The 17795-nt window shown below is 71.1% G+C and carries 10 protein-coding genes; 7 read left to right on the forward strand and 3 right to left on the reverse strand.

All coding sequences use genetic code 11. The features are described 5' to 3' along the window. Positions 1-105 precede the first annotated feature (105 nt). A complete protein-coding gene (locus ACZ6YV_RS13930) occupies positions 106-735 on the forward strand; it encodes a TetR/AcrR family transcriptional regulator (RefSeq protein ID WP_465509923.1) in 630 nt (209 codons plus the stop codon). Here the strand turns inward: ACZ6YV_RS13930 and ACZ6YV_RS13935 are convergent. Further along, the gene (locus tag ACZ6YV_RS13935; protein WP_465509924.1) at positions 635-1354 is read right to left on the reverse strand and encodes a TetR family transcriptional regulator; all 720 of its coding nucleotides are present in this window, start codon (positions 1352-1354) and stop codon (positions 635-637) included. The two genes, ACZ6YV_RS13930 and ACZ6YV_RS13935, sit on opposite strands and share 101 nt — an antisense overlap. Before the next feature lie 82 nt (positions 1355-1436). Between ACZ6YV_RS13935 and ACZ6YV_RS13940 the strand changes: the two genes are divergently transcribed. The 3 genes from ACZ6YV_RS13940 (at position 1437) to ACZ6YV_RS13950 (ending at position 4600) form a co-directional block, all read left to right on the forward strand. Continuing rightward, positions 1437-2816, forward strand: coding sequence for an FAD-dependent monooxygenase (locus ACZ6YV_RS13940; protein ID WP_465509925.1), 1380 nt, complete (start codon positions 1437-1439; stop codon positions 2814-2816). Between the two features lie 27 nt (positions 2817-2843). Further along, positions 2844-4049 carry an MFS transporter gene (locus ACZ6YV_RS13945; protein WP_465509926.1) on the forward strand — a complete coding sequence of 402 codons (1206 nt, stop codon included), beginning with the start codon at positions 2844-2846 and terminating at the stop codon, positions 4047-4049. A gap of 206 nt (positions 4050-4255) precedes the next feature. Beyond that, positions 4256-4600: a TetR family transcriptional regulator C-terminal domain-containing protein gene (locus ACZ6YV_RS13950; protein WP_465509927.1), complete on the forward strand. Its 345-nt coding sequence runs from the start codon at positions 4256-4258 to the stop codon at positions 4598-4600. Positions 4601-5052: 452 nt separating this feature from the next. On the opposite strand, the gene ACZ6YV_RS13955 is transcribed toward ACZ6YV_RS13950, so the two are convergent. Further along, a complete protein-coding gene (locus tag ACZ6YV_RS13955; protein WP_465509928.1) occupies positions 5053-6018 on the reverse strand; it encodes an aldo/keto reductase in 966 nt (321 codons plus the stop codon). A gap of 2 nt (positions 6019-6020) precedes the next feature. Continuing rightward, the gene (locus tag ACZ6YV_RS13960; RefSeq protein WP_465509929.1) at positions 6021-6821 is read right to left on the reverse strand and encodes an SDR family oxidoreductase; all 801 of its coding nucleotides are present in this window, start codon (positions 6819-6821) and stop codon (positions 6021-6023) included. 300 nt (positions 6822-7121) lie between these two features. On the opposite strand from ACZ6YV_RS13960, the gene ACZ6YV_RS13965 reads away from it, so the two are divergent. From ACZ6YV_RS13965 to ACZ6YV_RS13975, 3 genes are read left to right on the forward strand one after another with little or no spacing between them, the layout of a single operon-like run. After that, positions 7122-13439 carry an SDR family NAD(P)-dependent oxidoreductase gene (locus ACZ6YV_RS13965; protein WP_465509930.1) on the forward strand — a complete coding sequence of 2106 codons (6318 nt, stop codon included), beginning with the start codon at positions 7122-7124 and terminating at the stop codon, positions 13437-13439. Beyond that, positions 13433-17479 (forward strand): beta-ketoacyl synthase N-terminal-like domain-containing protein, encoded by a 4047-nt coding sequence (locus ACZ6YV_RS13970; protein WP_465509931.1) that lies wholly within the window; start codon positions 13433-13435, stop codon positions 17477-17479. Before ACZ6YV_RS13965 ends, ACZ6YV_RS13970 begins: the two co-directional genes overlap by 7 nt. A gap of 15 nt (positions 17480-17494) precedes the next feature. After that, positions 17495-17794, forward strand: coding sequence for an acyl carrier protein (locus ACZ6YV_RS13975; protein WP_378241510.1), 300 nt, complete (start codon positions 17495-17497; stop codon positions 17792-17794). Position 17795 lies beyond the last annotated feature (1 nt).

The following is a 17795-nucleotide window of genomic DNA, read 5'->3' on the forward strand; positions in this document are numbered from 1 at the left end:
TCCTCCTTGAGTCCCGGACCTGCGGGTTGGTACTGTGATACAAGTAGTGCAACCGCGTATCTCAAGGAGAGCACAATCATCGCGAAGACGCCAGACCCGGATTCTTTGCTGGAGCGCGCGCTCGCCGACGCGCTCGAACGCGCCGAGGAAAGCGACGAGATCGCGCTTCGGCTGCTCGACGCCGCCTACGAACAGTTCTGCCGGATGGGGATCCGGCGCTCCACCATGGAGGACGTCGCGCGCCGGGCCGGCGTCTCGCGGATCACCGCGTATCGTCGGTTCGCGACCAAGGATGCCCTGGTCGAGCAGGTGGTGCGCCGCGAGTTCCGGCGCTACTTCGACCAGTTCCTGCTCGACATCCAGCAGGCCGAAACCGCTGCGGACCGGGTCGTGCTGGGCTTCGCCAGCGCGCTGCGGGCGATCCGGTGCAACCCGCTGATCGGCGGGCTGATGGCCGTCGAGCCCGAGGTCCTCGTCCCGTCGATGGTCAGCGACGGCGGCAACACCCTGGCGGCGGTCCAGCGGTTCGTCGCGGGTCAGCTCCGTCGTGAGCAGCAGGCGGGCAACGTCTCGGAGGACGTCGACGTCGAACTCGTCGCCGAGCTGATGACCAGGGTCTCCGCTTCGTTCCTGATCACGCCGAGTCAGGTCGTCGATCTCGACGACGACGAGCAGGTCCGCGAGGTGGCCAGGCGGTTCCTGGCCCCGATGCTGCGGCCGCGACAAGGCCGCTGATCAGCAGTTCCAGCGCCCGGGTGAAGTCCGGTTCGGGGTCGTGCGCCTGCAACGCGGGGATCGCGCGGCTGAAGTTCGGCAGGACCGCCGGGTCGATGCGCCGGAGGAACTGCTCGTCCATCTCCCGTTCGGCTTCGCCCTTGCGAGCCTTGGTGAAGCCGACGGTCGTCAGTAGTAGCGAGCCGAAGACGAGGCTGTTCAGGGCGCCGAGCGTCTGACGGATCCCGTCGTCGTCGAAACCGGCTTCGTAGAGCGCGCCGACGAGGTCGTCGAGCGGCAGCAGGGCTTGCAGTGAGTTCGGATTGGCCTCGTCGGTGGCCAGCGCCATCGGCACGACCGGATGCGCGGCGAGCGCACGGTAGGTGTTGAGCACGGTGACCCGCACCCGTTCCGGCCATGGTGAGCCGGGGTCCGCGCGCTCGATGCCGCTGTAGACGCGCTCCGCGATGCCGTCGAGGATGTCGGTCTTGTTCTGGACGTGGTTGTAGAGCGCCATCGCTTCGACGTCGAGTGTCTTGGCGAGCTTGCGCATCGACAGGCCCTTGAGACCCTCTTCGGCGGCCAAGGCGAGCGCCGCGTCCAGGACCTTCTCCCGGTTCAACGGTTCTCTCCGCGTCATCTCCACGTCCTTCGCTTGACAGGTCTACGGTGTATCTATCATATTTACGGTGTAAATATACGCTGTAAATACGGGGGTTGCCGTGAACGACGTGATCATCGTGGGCGGGGGGCCGGTCGGCTTGCTGCTGGCGGGTGAGCTCCGGCTGGCCGGAGCCGATCCGCTCGTCCTGGAGTCGGCAGACGGGTCCGTCCGCCGGAACCGGAGTTTCGGGTTGCGCGGGATCAACGGCCGGACCGCGCAGTCGTTGCGGCTGCGCGGGCTGACGGAGGCGTTCTCGAAGGCGCAGGGTGAGATGCCCGAGCTCGTGCGGAGGCTGAAGGGAAGTCGCTTCAGGGGGCATTTCGCCGGGCTGCCGCTCGCCGAGGACGAGGCCGCGCCGGACGCGGTCGGTGGGTTCATTCTCAAGCAGCATGTGCTGGAACGGATCCTCGCCGAGTGGGCGACGGGGCTCGGCGTCCGGATCCGCACGGGTCATGAAGTGGTCGACATCGTGCAGGAGGATTCGGCGGTCCGCGCCGTGCTCGCCGACGGCCGTTCCGAGCGGGCCGCGTACCTGGTGGGTTGCGACGGCGGCCGCAGCACCGTGCGGAAGCGGACCGGGATCGCGTTCCCCGGGACGGGCCCGACGATGACCGGGCGTATCGCGCGGGCGGAACTCGCCGATCCCGGTGCCGTGACGTCGTCCATGCACGGTCCTGGCGGGATGGTGAACCACTCGTGGGTGCCGGGGGAGATCTCCACCATGGAGTTCGACGGCGGGCCAGGGGACCGGGACGCGCCGCTGACGGCCGAGGAGATGCAGGCGAGCATCGGTCGCGTCAGCGGAATCGAAGTGACGATCGCCCGGCTGGACGGTGGAATCCGGTTCAGTGACAACAGTCGTCAGGCGGCGACCTATCGACAGGGGCGCGTGCTCCTGGCGGGCGACGCCGCTCACGTGCATTCGCCGATCGGTGGCCAGGGACTGAACCTCGGCCTCCAGGACGCGATGAACCTCGGCTGGAAACTGGGCCTGGTGGCGCGGGGCGGGGCGCCGGAGTCCTTATTGGACACTTACGGCGCGGAACGGCGTCCGGTAGGGGAGCGTGTCCTGCGCAACAGCCGGGCCCAGGTCGCGCTGATGCGGCCCGGTCCGCAGGTCGCCGCGCTTCGGGAGGTGCTGGAGGAGGCCCTGGGGATCCCGGCGGCCAAACGGCATTTCATCGCGATGGGCAACGGGTCCGACATCGACTACGCGCCGGACTCCGTCCCTCCGCTCGTCGGCCGGTTCGCTCCGGTGCCGTTGGTGTCCGAAGACGGTCGCGCGCTTCTGGTGGCGGACGCCGGTTCGACCTTCCTCGTGAGGCCGGACGGCTACGTCGCCTGGGCCGCGTCGGACGGCGAGACGGCCGGATTGGACGAGGCGCTCGCGCTTGTCACGGGTCACGTGTATAAAGTGAAACGAGTGTTCAAAATGTAACGACTGTTCAAGTTGAAGGAGTGTGCTGTGGCAGGCCAGTACCGAGAGCTGTTCTCCGCGAAGGGCTCGTTCGCCTTCTCCGCCGCAGGGCTGGTCGCCAGGATCCCGGTCCCCATGATGGGGATCGGGATCATCACCATGCTGGCGCAGAGACGCGGCGACTACGGCCTCGCCGGACTGGTCTCGGCGGCGTTCACACTGTCCATGGCGCTGCTCGGACCGCAGGTCTCGCGTTTGGTGGATCGCCGGGGACAGGGCCGGATCCTGCTGCCGGTGACGGGGATCAGCGTGCTGGCGCTCGGCGCGCTCCTGCTGTGCGCCCGATTCGAGGCGCCGGCGTGGACGCTGTTCGTGTGCGCGATCCTCGCCGGGTTCATGCCCAGCATGGCGGCGATGGTCCGGGCGCGCTGGTCGGGGCTCTACCGCGACTCGCCGCGGCTGCACACGGCGTTCGCGCTGGAATCGGTGGTCGACGAACTGACCTTCGTCATCGGGCCCGCGCTGTCGGTGGCGTTGTGCACCACAATTTTCTCCGAAGCGGGACCGCTGGTCGCGCTGGTGCTCCTCGTCGTCGGGGTGCTGTCGTTCGTCTCGCAGCGCGCGACGGAACCACGCGTCCTGCCGTCGAGCGGATCGGCCGGGAGTTCGGCGATCCGCCTTGGCGCGGTGCGGGTGCTGGTGCTGACGCTGGTGGCGGGCGGTGTCATCGTCGGCACGGTCGACGTCGTCAGCGTGGCGTTCGCGGGGCAGGTGGGGGCGCCGTCGGCGGCGGGCATCGTCGTTTCGGTCTACGCGGTGGGTTCCGCGATCTCCGGACTGGTTTTCGGGACGCTCAAGCTGACCATGGCACCGCCTCGGCTGCTCCTGATCGGTACCGCGGGCACGGCCGCGAGCGCGGTACCGCTGCTGGTCGTGGACAGCGTCGCCGGCCTGTGCGCGGTGGTCTTCGTCGCCGGATTGTTCTTCTCTCCCACGATGATCGTCGTCATGGGGATGATCGAGAAGGTCGTCCCGGCGGAGAAGCTCACCGAAGGGATGACGTGGGCGATCACCGGACTCAGCATCGGAGTCGCCCTCGGCGCCGCGGTGTCGGGGGAGGCCGTCGACCGCTTCGGGCCGGACGGCGGATTCACCGTCGCTGTCGTCGCCGGTGGCTCGATCATCCTGATCGCGCTGCTCTCGTATCCTCTGCTGAACAGGAAGATCGCGATCCGCGAGGAGGCGGCACACTGAACGAGCCGATCGCCGACGGCCGTCTCGCCAAGGGTGAGCAACGCAAACGGGAGCTGATCGAGGCCACCCTGCGCATCGTCGCCAGGGACGGGGTTTCGGGGGTCAGTCACCGCACGGTCGCCCGTGAGGCGGGGCTGCCCGCGACGGCGGCCGCGTACCACTTCCAGGGGATCGAAGACCTGCTGACCGCCGCTCTCACCCGGTGCATGGACGAAGACACCGAGCGGATGCGCGTCCTCACCGCGGAAACCGGCGGAGACGCCCTGCCGAAATTCGCGGCCCTGATGGCCCGCGTGGTCAGAGAACCCGGACATCTGCTGGCGGAGTACGAGCTGTACCTGCTCGCCGCGCGGGAGCCGAGGCTCCGTGAGTCGACCGATCGCTGGATGGCGGCCCTGGCGGACTTCGCGCGACGGCACACCGACGATCCGGTGCGGGTCGAGATGCTGGTCGGGCTGGTGGACGGCTTGCTGCTGCAGGGGCTGCTGCGCGACGACCCGCCGACGGCGGACCGGTTCGAAGCCATCCTGCGGACCGCGCTGGGCTCGTGAGTGGCAAGGACGGTTCTAACCCCATGTCGTTAGAACGGCACTTACCACTCACGAGGTCCTGGGCCGGTCCCCTGCGGGAGTCGCCGCCCGGTCCGCTGCGGAGCACGGGCTGGCGGGTGTCGCGAAAGCCACTTTCGGGACGTCAGATGTCGCGAAAGTGGCTTTCGCGACGCCTGATGCGGTGGTGAGGCGTCGGGGCCGGTACCTACCGGATTCCGGCTGCGGTCGACCGCGGGTCCGGTCCGTGAAGGCCTCCGTGCCTACCCTGAAGGTAGGGAAGGAGGCCTTCCCCAAGTACGTGAAGGACCCCTTCATTGCGCCTAGCGCAATGAAGGGGTCCTTCACGTACTTGCAGGAGACCAGGGTGCCGCACCGTGCCGGAGCCCAGGACCTCGTGAGTGGCAAGAGCGGTTAGAACCTGCCGTACCACTCACGAGACCGGAAGCGGCAAGTCAGCCACTCGCGGGTGGCGACCAGGTCAGCCGCGGGTCCGTCTGCACGAAACTCCCCAGCAGCTGATCGATCCGCGTCAGCGCGTCGAGGTCCAGCACCACCCCGGACGCCTTCGCGTTCTCGGTGACCTGTGCGGCGGTGCTTGCCCCGGTCACCACCGAAGCGACGGTGTTGTGCTGCAACGTCCACGCGAGCGCCAGCTGCGCCATGGTCAGCCCCGCCTCGTCGGCGACACCGCGCAGCATGCTGACGCGTTCGAGGAGGTCCGGCAGGAGCAGCGGCCGGGCGTCGCCCGCCTTCGCGGCCCGCGAGTCCGGCGGGATCTCGCCCGGCCGGTACTTGCCGGTCAGGACGCCCTGCGCGAGCGGGACCGAGGCGAACTGGCCGATCCCGGCGCGTTCGCAGACCGGCATCACCTGGGCTTCGGCGACCCGCCACAGCATCGAGTAGTGCGGCTGGTTCGCGACGAGCGGGACGCCGTGCCGGTCGGCGATCGGCCGGGCCTCCAGCAACTGCTCCGCCGTCCATTCCGCGGTCCCCGCGTAGAGGATCTTCCCCTGTCGCACCAGATCCGACAGCGCGAGGAATGTCTCCTCCAGCGGGGTGCGGTAGTCGAACCGCAGCAACTGGTAGACGTCGATGTAGTCGGTGCGCAGGCGTCGCAGCGATCCGTGCAGGGACGTGGTCAGGTGCTTGCGGCTGAGGCCCGCGTCGTTGACACCGGGGCCTTCGGGCCAGAAGACGCCGGTGCACAGGACGAGATCGTCGCGGCGCGCGTGGCTCAGTGCCGAGGCGAGGTTCTCTTCGGCGGCGCCGCCGTCCCAGGCGGCGGCGGTGTGGAAGGTCGTGATGCCCGCGTCGAGCGCGGCCTGGACGCATTCCGCGCCGTCGGGATGCGTGAGCCAGTTGCCGTAGGAGATCTCGCTGACGGACAGCCCGCTCGCGCCGAGCCTGCGGTAGTCCATGCTCACCTCTTCCGCGCGCCGGTTTCGAGGATGGTGCGGTCGATCCATTCGTCGAGACCGGCGGCCTTCCGGGCATAGGTCTCCCGCACCGATTCGTGCGGCAGGATCAGGAACTCCTCCGACGCCAGGCCGTGGATGACGCATTCCGCGACGTCCTCCGGTTCCAGCAGGGGCGCCAGAGCCGCGATGGCGAGCGCGGCGGGATGGCCGGCGGCGATCCCCGGTTCCAGCAACGCGGTCCGCACGCCGAGCGGGCACAGCGCGCTGACCCGCACCCCGCGCGGGCGGTAGGTGATGGCCAGCCATTCGGCGAGCCCGACGGCCGCGTGTTTGGTCACCGAGTACGGCGCGTCGCCGGGGGTGCCCAGCAAGCCGGCGCCCGAGGCCGTGATCAGCAGATAGCCGTTTCCCCGGCTCAACATCTCGGGGAGCGCGACCTGCGCGGCGTGCACATGCTGCATGACGTTGATCGACCACGACCGTGACCATTGTTCGTCGGCGGCGTGCACGCCTGTCCCGAAAGCGGCACCGGCGTTGGAGCAGAACAGGTCCACCGGACCGAACTCCGCGCGCGCCTCGGCCACCAGCATCTTCAAGTCCTCTTTGGACGACGCGTCGGCGTGCCGCGCGATCGCTGCACCGCCCGAGGCCGTGATCCCGGCGACGACCTTCTCCGCGCCCTCGAGATCGAGGTCGGAGACCACCACTCCGGCGGCGCCCTCGGCGGCGAACCGCCGGGCCATGGCGGCGCCGATACCGTGTGCCGCGCCGGTCAGCACGACGACTCGTCCTGTCACTTCCACATGCGCTCCATGGTTATTCGTTCGGCTTTCGATGACAATTCTTCTGTTTTGTTACGCCGGTGAGCAGTGCTTTGTCGAAATCTGGAATGCGGATGATAAAAATGCAGGTCAGCGGCCCGTTCTGGCCATGTCGACATATTTGTTTCCGGCGCCGGACTTTAGCATGTGTTCCCTTGTTTTCCGAGTTTTCGCGCAAGAGTATTGCGCTCTCTGCGGCAAGTAGGTTATTTCTTGGGAATCCCGCTGAAGATCGCCGAACCCGGCGAGGTTCGATCAGCCCAGCCGACAGGAGGTCCGCCGGTGAGTCATGCGACGGCGCGCACGCGGGTACTCGGTGTCAACCCGCTCGGACGTCCGGATCCGGGGCTGGCGGCCGCCGTCGCCAGGGGCGGTGGCCTCGGCGTTCTGGACCTCGCGCGCACCGGGTCCATAGTGGACGGAGGATTCCCGTTCGGGATCCGGATCCCGGCGGGCCGCGACGTGCGGGCCGACGAGGTGCGGGAAAGCGGTGCGGGGCTCGTCCTGCTGGCCGAAGGGGCAGTTTGGCGGGGCAAGGACGATCTCCCCGTGCTGGCCGAGGTGACCGGCGTCGAGCAGGCCGTCCGGATGCTCGACGCCGGCGCCTCCGGTCTGATGGCGAAGGGCGCCGAGGCGGGCGGCTCCGACCTCACCACGTTCGTCCTGTTGCAGCGGCTGCTGGAGCGGTTCGGCGAAGACGTCCCGGTGTGGGCGTACGGAGGCATCGGGCCGCGGACGGCGGTGGCCGCGCTCGCCGGAGGCGCCGCGGGCGTGGTCCTCGACGGACTCGGCCTCTTTCCTGAGACTGACGTGCCCGAGGTGGCACGAAAAGAACTGCTCAGGGCCGACGACGGGCTCGCCGCACTGTTCGCGAACCGCTTCGAGGACGCGGAAAGCGCTGTCCGATCCGTCGTGCGCTCCCTCGCCGCGCCGCGGTCGGCGAACCCCTCGGACCAAGGCGTACGGCTGTGCCGCACGTTGGGGACTCGCCTGCCGGTCGTGCAGGGACCGATGACGCGGGTGAGCGACCAGCCCGGTTTCGCCGCCGCCGTCGCCGCGCACGACGGATTCCCGTTCGTCGCGGTGGCGACCGCGAACGGCGCCAAGACCGCCGAACTGCTCGGCCGTACCGCCGAAGCGCTCGGCGAACGGCCTTGGGGCGCGGGCATCCTCGGCTTCGTCCCGGAGGACCTGCGTGCCGAGCAGCTCGCTGCCGTCCGGGCGGCCCGCCCGCGCTGCGTGCTCATCGCGGGCGGGAAACCCGCGCAGGCCAAGGCGCTGGAAGCCGACGGGATCGCGACCTTCCTTCACGTGCCGTCGCCGATCCTCCTGCGGCAGTTCCTCGACGCCGGTGTCCGCCGGTTCGTCTTCGAGGGCGCCGAATGCGGCGGGCACATCGGCCCGCGGTCGAGTTTCGTGCTGTGGGAGCAGCAGCTGGACGTCCTGCGCGAGCATGGCGCCGAGGACGTCGAGGTGCTGTTCGCGGGCGGGATCCACGACGCCCGGTCCGCCGCGATGGTCTCGGCGATGGCGGAGCCGCTCACGGGAATCGGTGTCCTCATGGGCACCGCGTACCTGTTCACCGAGGAAGCCGTGGCCCACGGCGCCATCACCGAGGTCTTCCAGGACCGGGTGCTCGACGCCGGGGCCACGGTCACCCTGGAGACCGCGCCCGGGCACCTCACCCGCTGCCTGCCCAGCCCGTACACCGACGAGTTCGCCGCGCTGAAGGCCGGGCTCCGCGCGGACGGGGTCCCGCCGCAGGAGAGCTGGCAGCGGCTGGAGGAGCTCAACACCGGACGGCTGCGGATCGCGAGCAAGGGCATCCGGCGGGAAGGTGACGCACTCGTCGAGGTCGACACCCTCGGCCAGCTCGCCGAGGGGATGTACATGGCGGGCCAGGTGACGGTGCTGCGCGAGCGGCGCACCGACATCGCGGCCCTGCACCGGGAAGTCACCGACGGCGCGGCGGAACTGCTCGCCGCTCGCACGCCGCCCGAAGAGTCCGTTGTGGACGGTGAGGTCGCCATCGTCGGCATGGCGTGCGTGTTCCCCGGAGCGCCCGACCTCCCGGCCTTCTGGTCCAACGTCCTGCGCGGCGCGGACGCCGTCACCGAGGTGCCGGACCGACGCTGGGACAAGGAGGTCTACGCGGACCAGTCGACGTCCAAATGGGGCGGCTTCCTGCCCCCGGTGGACTTCGATCCGCTCGCGTACGGCATCCCGCCGAAGTCGATGGGCAGTATCGACCCGGCCCAGCTCGTGTCGCTGCAGACGGCGCGGCGCGCCCTGGAAGACGCGGGCTACGGCGATGGCGGCTTCGACCGCGAGCGCACCAGCGTCATCTTCGGCGCCGAAGCCGGGGGAGACCTGGCGAACGCCGGTGTCCTGCGGGCGCTGCTGCCCAGCTATCTCGAAGAAGTCCCGGAAGAGCTGCTCGCGCAGTTGCCGGAACTGACCGAAGACTCGTTCCCCGGCACGCTCGCCAACGTCATCTCCGGCCGGATCGCCAACCGGCTCGACCTCGGCGGCACGAACTACACGGTGGACGCCGCGTGTGGTTCCTCGCTGGCGGCACTGGACCTCGCGGTGAAGGAACTGCGGGCGGGCACGAGCTCGATGGTCCTGTGCGGCGCGGTCGACCTGCACAACGGCGTCAACGACTACCTCATGTTCACCTCCGCGGGTGCCTTGTCGCCGACCGGCCGGTGCCGCCCGTTCGACTCGGCGGCGGACGGGATCGCGCTCGGCGAGGGCGTCGCGTGTCTCGTGCTCAAGCGGCGGGCCGACGCCGAACGCGACGGCGACCGGGTCTACGCCGTGGTCAAGGGCGTCGGCGCCGCCAGTGACGGCAAGGCGCTCGGCCTCACCGCCCCGCGCCCCGAGGGCCAGCGGCGAGCGCTGGAGCGGGCCTACCGCGACGCGGGCGTGTCCCCGGCGGACGTCTCGCTGGTGGAGGCACACGGCACCGGCACGGTCGTCGGCGACGCCACCGAGCTGACCACGCTCACCGAGTTCTTCCTCGACGCGGGCGCCGACCCGGGCGCGTGCGCGCTGGGCTCGGTGAAAAGCCAGATCGGGCACACGAAATGCGCCGCGGGGCTCGCGGGCCTGATGAAGGCGGCGCTGGCGCTGTGGCACGAGGTCGTGCCGCCCACGCTGCATCTGAGCAGGCCGAACCCCGCCTGGGACGCCGAGAGCAGTCCCTTCACCTTCTCCGCCGGTGCCCGGCCGACGCCGGTTCCGCGCGGACGCGAGTTCGCCGGCGTGAGCGCGTTCGGGTTCGGTGGGACCAACTTCCACGCGGTGCTGGCCGCACCGGGAGTCCCGCCGGGGCGGCGGCACGGGCCGCGCGACTGGGACGCGGAGCTGATCCTGCTCCGTGGTCCCGATGTGGACGGCGCCCGCGCCGCGCTGCGTGACCTGCTGGCGGCGAACGAAGGCCGCCCGCTGCGGGAGATCGCCGCCCTCGCCGCCGAACGGGGTGGGTCCGGGCCGGTGCGGCTCGCCGTCGTCGCGAGTGACCTCGCGGAACTGCGGGACGCGGCCGAGGGCCGGAGCGGGCTCACCGCGAAGGACACCGAAGCCGGTGCGGTCGCGTTCCTGTTCCCCGGTCAGGGCAGCCAGCGAACCGGAATGCTGGCGGATCTGTTCGTGCACTTCCCCGAACTGGCCGACGTCCTGCGGCTCGCCCCCGACGTCGCCGCGACCACGTTCCCGCCGCACGCCTTCGCCGAGGAAACGCGGGTGGCGCAGGACGAGGCGCTCAAGGACACGCGGGTCGCGCAGCCCGCGCTCGGGCTCGTCGAGTCGGCCGTGTGCCGGTTGCTCGCCGACCTCGGTGTCCGGCCGGATCTACTGGCGGGGCACAGCTATGGCGAACTGTCCGCGCTGTCGGTCGCCGGCGCGTTCGACACCCCGACGCTGGTGGCGCTCAGCCGGGCCAGGGCCCGCTCGATCGCCGAAGTCGCGGGCGCCGACCCCGGCGCGATGGCCGCGGTGAAGGCGTCCCGTGAGGAACTGGCCGCCGCCCTCGACCGGCCGGACGTCGTGCTGGCCAACCACAACGCGCCGGGACAGACCGTCCTTTCCGGACCGACGGCCGCCGTGGAGGAGGCCGTCCGGGTCCTGCGGGGCCAGGGGATCGGGGCCAAACGGATCCCCGTCGCCTGCGCCTTCCACAGTCCGCTGGTGGCCGGGGCGAGCGACGTGTTCGCCGTCGATCTCGACAACGCCGAGGTCGGCGAACCCGGCCCGCCGGTGTGGTCGAACCGCACCGCCCGGCCGTACGAGCCGGGGAAGGTGCGTGCCGAACTGTCCGCGCAGATCGGCTCGCCGGTGCGCTTCGTCGAGCTGATCGAGGACATGTACGCGGCGGGCGCGCGCACGTTCGTCGAGGTCGGCCCGGGACAGGTGCTTTCCCGGCTGGCCAAGGACATCCTCGGCGACCGGCCGTACACCGCGATCGCCTGCGACCCCGGCGGCCCCGGGCTGCGCGGATTCCTCACGGCGCTCGCCCGCCTGGCGCTCACCGGCGTCGAGGTACGCACCGAACGGCTCTTCCGCGGCCGCGTCCACGTCGGCCCGCTTCCGAAGCCCGCCTGGACCGTGGACGGCCAGACCGTCCGCGCGCCCGGCGGCGAGGTCCCCGCCCATGGGCTCGTGCCCGCCCGACGAATCCCGAGGACGACCATGAACCAGCCCGCGCCCGGTCGTGACCAGGCCGTCGTCGAATTCCTCCGCACGAGCCGAGAACTGCTGGCGGCGCAACGGGACGTGATGCTCGGCTACCTCGGCACCGCGCCGCTCGCCCCGGCCCCGGTGGTGCGGGCTCCTGTCGTGCCGGCGCTGCTGCCGCCGATCGAGGTGCCTGTCGTACCAGCCGTCCAGCCGGAACCGGTCGCGGAGGCCGTCGTCACGGACGTGCTGGCCACCGTGATCGGCGCGATCAGCGAACGCACCGGCTATCCGGCCGAGATGATCGACGCCGATCTCGACCTCGAAGCGGATCTTTCCATCGACTCGATCAAACGCACCGAGATCGCGGGCTCGCTGCTCGCGAAGCTCGGGCTCTCCGGGCGGGTGCACGACGATGCCCAGGACCAGCTCAGCCGGGACCGGACGGCGAGCGCGCTGGCCGCCCGGCTGCGGAAGTGGCTCGAACCGGCGGCTCCGGTCGCCGTGACACCGGCCCCCGCCGAAGCGGCGGTGGGGATCGCGCCCGGTCGCTACCTGATCGGCCGGGTGCCCGCGCCGCTCGGAACGCCCGACCTCGCCAAGGTGGGCGGCAAAACGGTCGCGGTGAGCTTCGAACCCGGCCAGGAGGGGCTGGCCGAGTCGGTCCGCGCGGTGTTCACCGAGGCGGGCGCCGTCCCGGGGGAGCGCGATGACGCAGACATCGTCCTCGTGCTGAATCCGTTGTCGGACGCCGAAGAACCGGTCGCGGCGCAGGTGTTCGCCCTCATCAAAGCTGCCAAGGGCGCGGTGGTCGTGGTGGCGAAGCCGGGTTCCGGGCACGTCGCCGGGCTGCGCGGTCTAGTCCGCGCCGCGGCGCGGGAACGGGGCGAGCCGACCAGGCTGGTCGAACTGGAGTCCACAGTGGACCTCGCGCGGATAGTGCTGGAGGAAGTGATCGCCGACGGGCCCGCCGCCGTGCGGTACGACACCGCCGGTCGTGCGGCTTTCGAGCCGTCCGCGGGCTCTCTCGGCTCGATCGCCTACGCGGGCGCTGGTCCCGGCGGAGGCGAGGTCAAGGCACTCGGTCTCGACGCGGATTCGGTGCTGTTGCTGATCGGCGGCGCCCGCGGGATCACCGCGCGGGCGGCGGTCGCGCTGGCGGCGAGCGGATGCCGGATCGAACTGGCCGGGCGCACCCCGTGGCCCGCCGAACCCGGCGACGAGGACCTGCCCGGCGACGCGCCGGGGATGCGTTCGGTCCTGGCCGCGCGGGGCGGCTCGCTGGTGGACATCGAACGCCGGGTGCGCACCGTGCTGGCCCAGCGTGAGATCGCCAGGACGCTCGACCAGGTCGGCGCGGCCGGTGGTACCGCGGCGTACCGGTCGCTCGACGTGCGCGACGGCGCCGCCGTCCGGCAGCTGGTCAAGGACCTGCACACCCGCTACGGCCGGATCGACGGCGTCGTCCACGCGGCCGGGGTGATCGACGACAAACTCATGGCGGACAAGGACGAAAACTCGTTCCGCACGGTGTTTGGGACCAAAGTGGACGGTGCGCGGGCGTTGCTCGACGCCCTGGAGCATTTCGGTGTGCGGCCGGGGTTCGTGACCTTCTTCGGCAGCATCGCCGCCGTACTGGGCAACCGGGGCCAGACCGACTACGCGGCGGCGAACGACGCGCTGGAAACCCTCGGCGAGCAGTGGGCCGACCGCACCGGCTGCCGGGCGCTGACCGTCCATTGGGGACCGTGGGCGCCCTCGGACGACCACGCCGGAATGGTGTCGCCGGAACTGGCGCGCGAGTACGAACGCCGCGAGGTCGCGCTGATCGATCCGGACGAAGGCACGGCCGCGCTCCTGCGTGAGCTGGCCTACGGCCCGGCAGACGTCCGCTCGGTGCTGTACACGGCCTCGCTGTGGTGAGCCAAGAGGCCGTCGCGATCGTCGGCATGGGCGTGTTCCTGCCCGGAGCGTCCACTGTGGACGAATATTGGCAGAACATCGTTTCCGGTACCGACGCGATCACCGAGATCCCACCGCACCGCTGGGATCCGAGTTTCCACGACGGCGACGGCCGCACCCCCGACCGCACCTACGGGCGGCGCGGCGGGTTCGTCGCCGACAGCCTGGACTTCGACGCGACCGCGCTCGGCATCGCCCCGAGCACCATCGCCGGGATGGAGCCGGATCAGCTGGTCGCACTGGCTGTCGCCGCTTCCGCGGTCGACGACGCCGGTGGCCTGCGACGGCTGGGCGACCTCGAACGCGTGGGCGTGATCCTCGGCAGGGGCGGCTACCTCTCGCCCGGGCTCCAGCGGTTCGACCAGCGCGTCCGCTCGGTCCGCCAGATCACCGCCGCCGTCCGGGAACTCCTCCCGTCGGCACGTCCGGAGATGCTCGACAGGCTCCGGGAAGCGCTGCTGAAACCGCTCGGGGAGTTCCGGCCGGACACCGCGATCGGGCTGGTGCCGAACCTCGCCGCGTCACGCGTGGCCAACCGCCTGGACCTCGGCGGCCCCGCGTACACCGTGGACGCCGCCTGCGCGTCCTCGCTGCTCGCGGTGGACCAGGCGATCGGCGAACTCGCCCGTCGCCGCTGCGACGTCGTGCTGGCCGGCGGCGTGCACCACTGCCATGACGACACGCTCTGGTCGATGTTCACCCAGCTCGGCGCCCTGTCGCCGAGCCAGCGGATCAGCCCGTTCTCGCGGGACGCGGACGGCCTGCTGATCGGGGAGGGCACCGCGATCGTCGTGCTGAAACGGTTCTACGACGCGCGCCGCGACGGCGACCGGGTCTACGCGGTGCTGCGCGGGTCCGGGACGTCGAGCGACGGCAAGGGTGCGAGCCTGCTCAGCCCGGCCGTGGCGGGCCAGACCCTGGCGCTGCGCCGCGCGTGGGCGTCGGCGGGGCTCGATCCCACCGCGCCCGGAGCGCTCGGCCTGCTGGAGGCGCACGGGACCGCGACCCCGGCCGGGGACGCGGCCGAACTGGCCACCCTCGCCGAGGTGTTCGGCCCGCCGGACGGACCCCGCGCCGCGATCGGCGCGGTGAAGGCGATGATCGGGCACACCATGCCGACAGCCGGGGCCGCCGGGCTGGTCAAGGCGGCGCTCGCGCTGCACCACGCCGTCCTGCCGCCGGCCATGAACTGCGCCGATCCGAGCCCCCTACTGGACAAGACCCGGTTCCGGACCTTGAGTCACGCCGAGCCGTGGGCGGCAGGCGACGTGCCGCGCCGGGCCGCGGTCAACGCGTTCGGTTTCGGCGGTGTCAACGCGCACGTGGTGCTGGAGGAGGCCGACCCGGCGCCCGCACGGCCGCGCCGAGCCAAGGTGGCCGGGGAACCCGAGCGGATCCTGCGGCTCGCGGCGTCCACCCCGGACGAACTGCGCGTCCTGCTCGACCATCCGGACCCGGAATCCGGAGGACACGGACCGTGCCGGATCGGCATCGTCGGGCCGACCGGGAAGCGGCTGGAAGTCGCGCGGCGGGTGCTCGCCAAGGTCACGGCCGAGGGGAAGGCCTGGCACGGGCCCAACGACATCTGGTGCGGCACGGCGCCACTGCTGGCGCGGGGCGGGGCGAAGACCGCGTTCATCTACCCGGGGCTGGAGGCCGACGCGGAACCGCGCTGCGCCGACGTCGCCCGGCATTTCGGCCTGGAGCGGCCCGAGTGGTCGACGACGAGCGTGCTTTCACGCGCGTCTAGCGTGTCCCAGGTCGGGTTGCTGCTCGACACCGCGCTGCGGCGGCTCGCCATCGCGCCGGATCTGCTCGCTGGGCACAGCGTCGGCGAGTGGACCGCGATGCAGGCGGCCGGGATGTATCCGGGACAGTCCACAGAGGACATGCTGGACCGGTACTGGCCGCAGGGATTCACCTTGCCGGACGCCGAATTCCTGGTGCTCGGCTGCTCCGCCGAGCGTGCGGAGATACTGCTCGCCGCCGAACCGGAACTGATGATCTCCCACGAGAACGCGCCGCGGCAGACGATCGTGTGCGGCGACCCGGCGGCCGCGGCCCGGCTCGCCAAGCTGTGCACGCAGCACGGCGTCGTCGCCAGGACACTGCCGTTCCGGTCCGGGTTCCACACCCCGCTGATGCGCTCGCGGCTCGGCCCGTTCACGCGGCTCGCGGCGGAACTGGACCTGAAGGCGCCGCGGATCCCGGTCTGGTCGGCGACCACGGCGCGGCCGTATCCCGCGGATCCGGTGGAGGTCCGCGAGCTGTACCTGGCCCATCTCGTGCGCAAGGTCCGGTTCCGGGAACTCGTCGACGCGCTCTACGCCGACGGCGCCCGCGTCTTCGTACAGGCAGGCGCCGGTCAGGTCGGCTCGTTCGTGGCGGACACGCTGGGGGACCGGCCGCATCTGGTCATCCCGGCGTCCTCCGGTACGAGGCCCGGCCTCGCCCAGTTGCGCCGGGTGGCCACCGCCGTCTGGGTGGAGGGCGGACGGCCCGCGTTCGACGCGCTGGAGCCGCGCCGGACCCGGATCGACACGGCGGGCACGTTGCTCTCGGTCGACGGTGACGTCAAGGGCATGTTCGACGGCGCCGCCGCGGTTCCCGAACTGGCGGACGGGGTGCCGGACGCGATCGTCGCGGAGTTCACCGCGCTGCTCGCCGAGACCAGGCAGGCGGCGGCGAGCGTGGCCAACGCGGCGGCGCGGCGCACCGAGAAGCCCACAGCATCCACAGTGGACGTCTCGCTCGCCACGATGCCCTACCTGGTGGATCACCGGTTCTTCCGGCAGCGCGAGGATTGGCCGGACGATGCGGACTTCCGTCCCACCGTCCCCGCGACGACCCTGATCGACCTGGCCTGCCGGGCGGCGGAACGGACCTGGCCGGGCACGATCGCGACCGGGGTGAGCAACGCGGCGTTCTCCCGGTGGCTGATCGCCGCCCCGGCTGTGCGCGTGCCGCTTTCGATGACCCGCGAGGGCGACCGGATCAGCGTCCAAATAGGACCGCACGCCAGTATGGACGTCCACCTGGCACAGCGATATCCCACCGCTCCCAGGCCATCTCCGCCGCCTGGGCCGGAAACCGCGCCGCCGCTGAGCGCCGCCGAGATCTACTCGCGCCGCGAGATGTTCCACGGCCCCGCCTACCAAGGGCTCGCCAGGCTCATCGGGCTCGGCGAACGGCACATCCGCGGCGACCTCGTCGTGCCGTCGGCGCCCGGTGCGCTGCTGGACAACGTCGGCCAGTTGCTGGGCTGCTGGCTGATGGCCACCAAGGCGGACGCGCTGCTGGCGTTCCCCACCTCGATGGGCCGGATCACCTGGTACGGCCCGGAACCGGCGCCGGGAACCGTGCTCCGGTGCGTGGTGCGGGTCCGGCTGCCGCGGCCGGACGTGCTGGAGATGGACGCCGAACTGGTGCGGGACGGCGCGGTGCTGGCCCGGATCGAACAGTGGCGGGACATCCGGTTCCCGTGTGACCGGCCTACCCACCGGGTCTACGCCTTCCCGGACGGCCACCGGCTTGCCGAGGATCATCCCGGTGGCTGGACGGTGGTCACCGACCGGTGGCCGAGCCCTGCCGCGCGGGACATCTACGCCGGTGTCTACCTCGGTTCGGAGGAACGCGCCGAGTTCGCCGCGTGCGCGCCCCGGCGGCAGCGCGGGTGGCTGCTGGAACGGATCGCGATCAAGGACGCGGTCCGCGCGCGGCTCGCCGAGGACGGCGTCGAAGGGATTTACCCGGCGGAGCTCCGCGTGAGCGCCGACGGCACCAGGGTGACCGGACTCCACGGCCGGACGGTGCCGCCGCTGGCGGTCGCCGTGGCGACGGCCGGAGAGGTCGCGGTCGCCCTCGTCCGGGACGAGACCGCGACATCGCCCCGGATCGCGGTCCGTGCCGAAGGGGAGTCGGCGGGGCTGGGCGAAGAGATCGGCACCGGGGTGGAGTTCGCGGGAATCGCCGGGTACGTGGTGGCCTGGAATCGCGGGTAGGAACAGGAGCAGAGCATGACGATCGAACAGCAGAGCCCGGCGTCGGTCTTCGGGACGGTGGCCGAATTGCTGAGAGAACTGGTCGGGGACGTCGATGTCCTCGGCATCGAGATCACCCCGCAGACCACCTTCCACGAGGATCTCGGGCTGGAGAGCATCGACCTGGTGACCTTCGCGAGCATCCTCGCCGAGTTCTTCGGCGCGGACGTCAATCTCGCGGAGTTCCTGGCGGAGAAGGATCTCGACGACGTGATCGGGCTGCGGGTCGGCGACATCGCGGACTACGTGGCCGCCCGCATCGGCGAACGGGGCTGAG

The sequence above is a fragment of the Amycolatopsis sp. NPDC102522 genome (genome assembly GCF_055584485.1).

Coding starts and splice junctions, on each gene's coding strand:
- ACZ6YV_RS13935 (WP_465509924.1), bottom strand. CDS start 1,354: ATGACGCGGAGAGAACCGTTGAACCGGGAGAAGGTCCTGGACGCGGCG.
- ACZ6YV_RS13950 (WP_465509927.1), top strand. CDS start 4,256: ATGGACGAAGACACCGAGCGGATGCGCGTCCTCACCGCGGAAACCGGC.
- ACZ6YV_RS13955 (WP_465509928.1), bottom strand. CDS start 6,018: ATGGACTACCGCAGGCTCGGCGCGAGCGGGCTGTCCGTCAGCGAGATC.
- ACZ6YV_RS13975 (WP_378241510.1), top strand. CDS start 17,495: ATGACGATCGAACAGCAGAGCCCGGCGTCGGTCTTCGGGACGGTGGCC.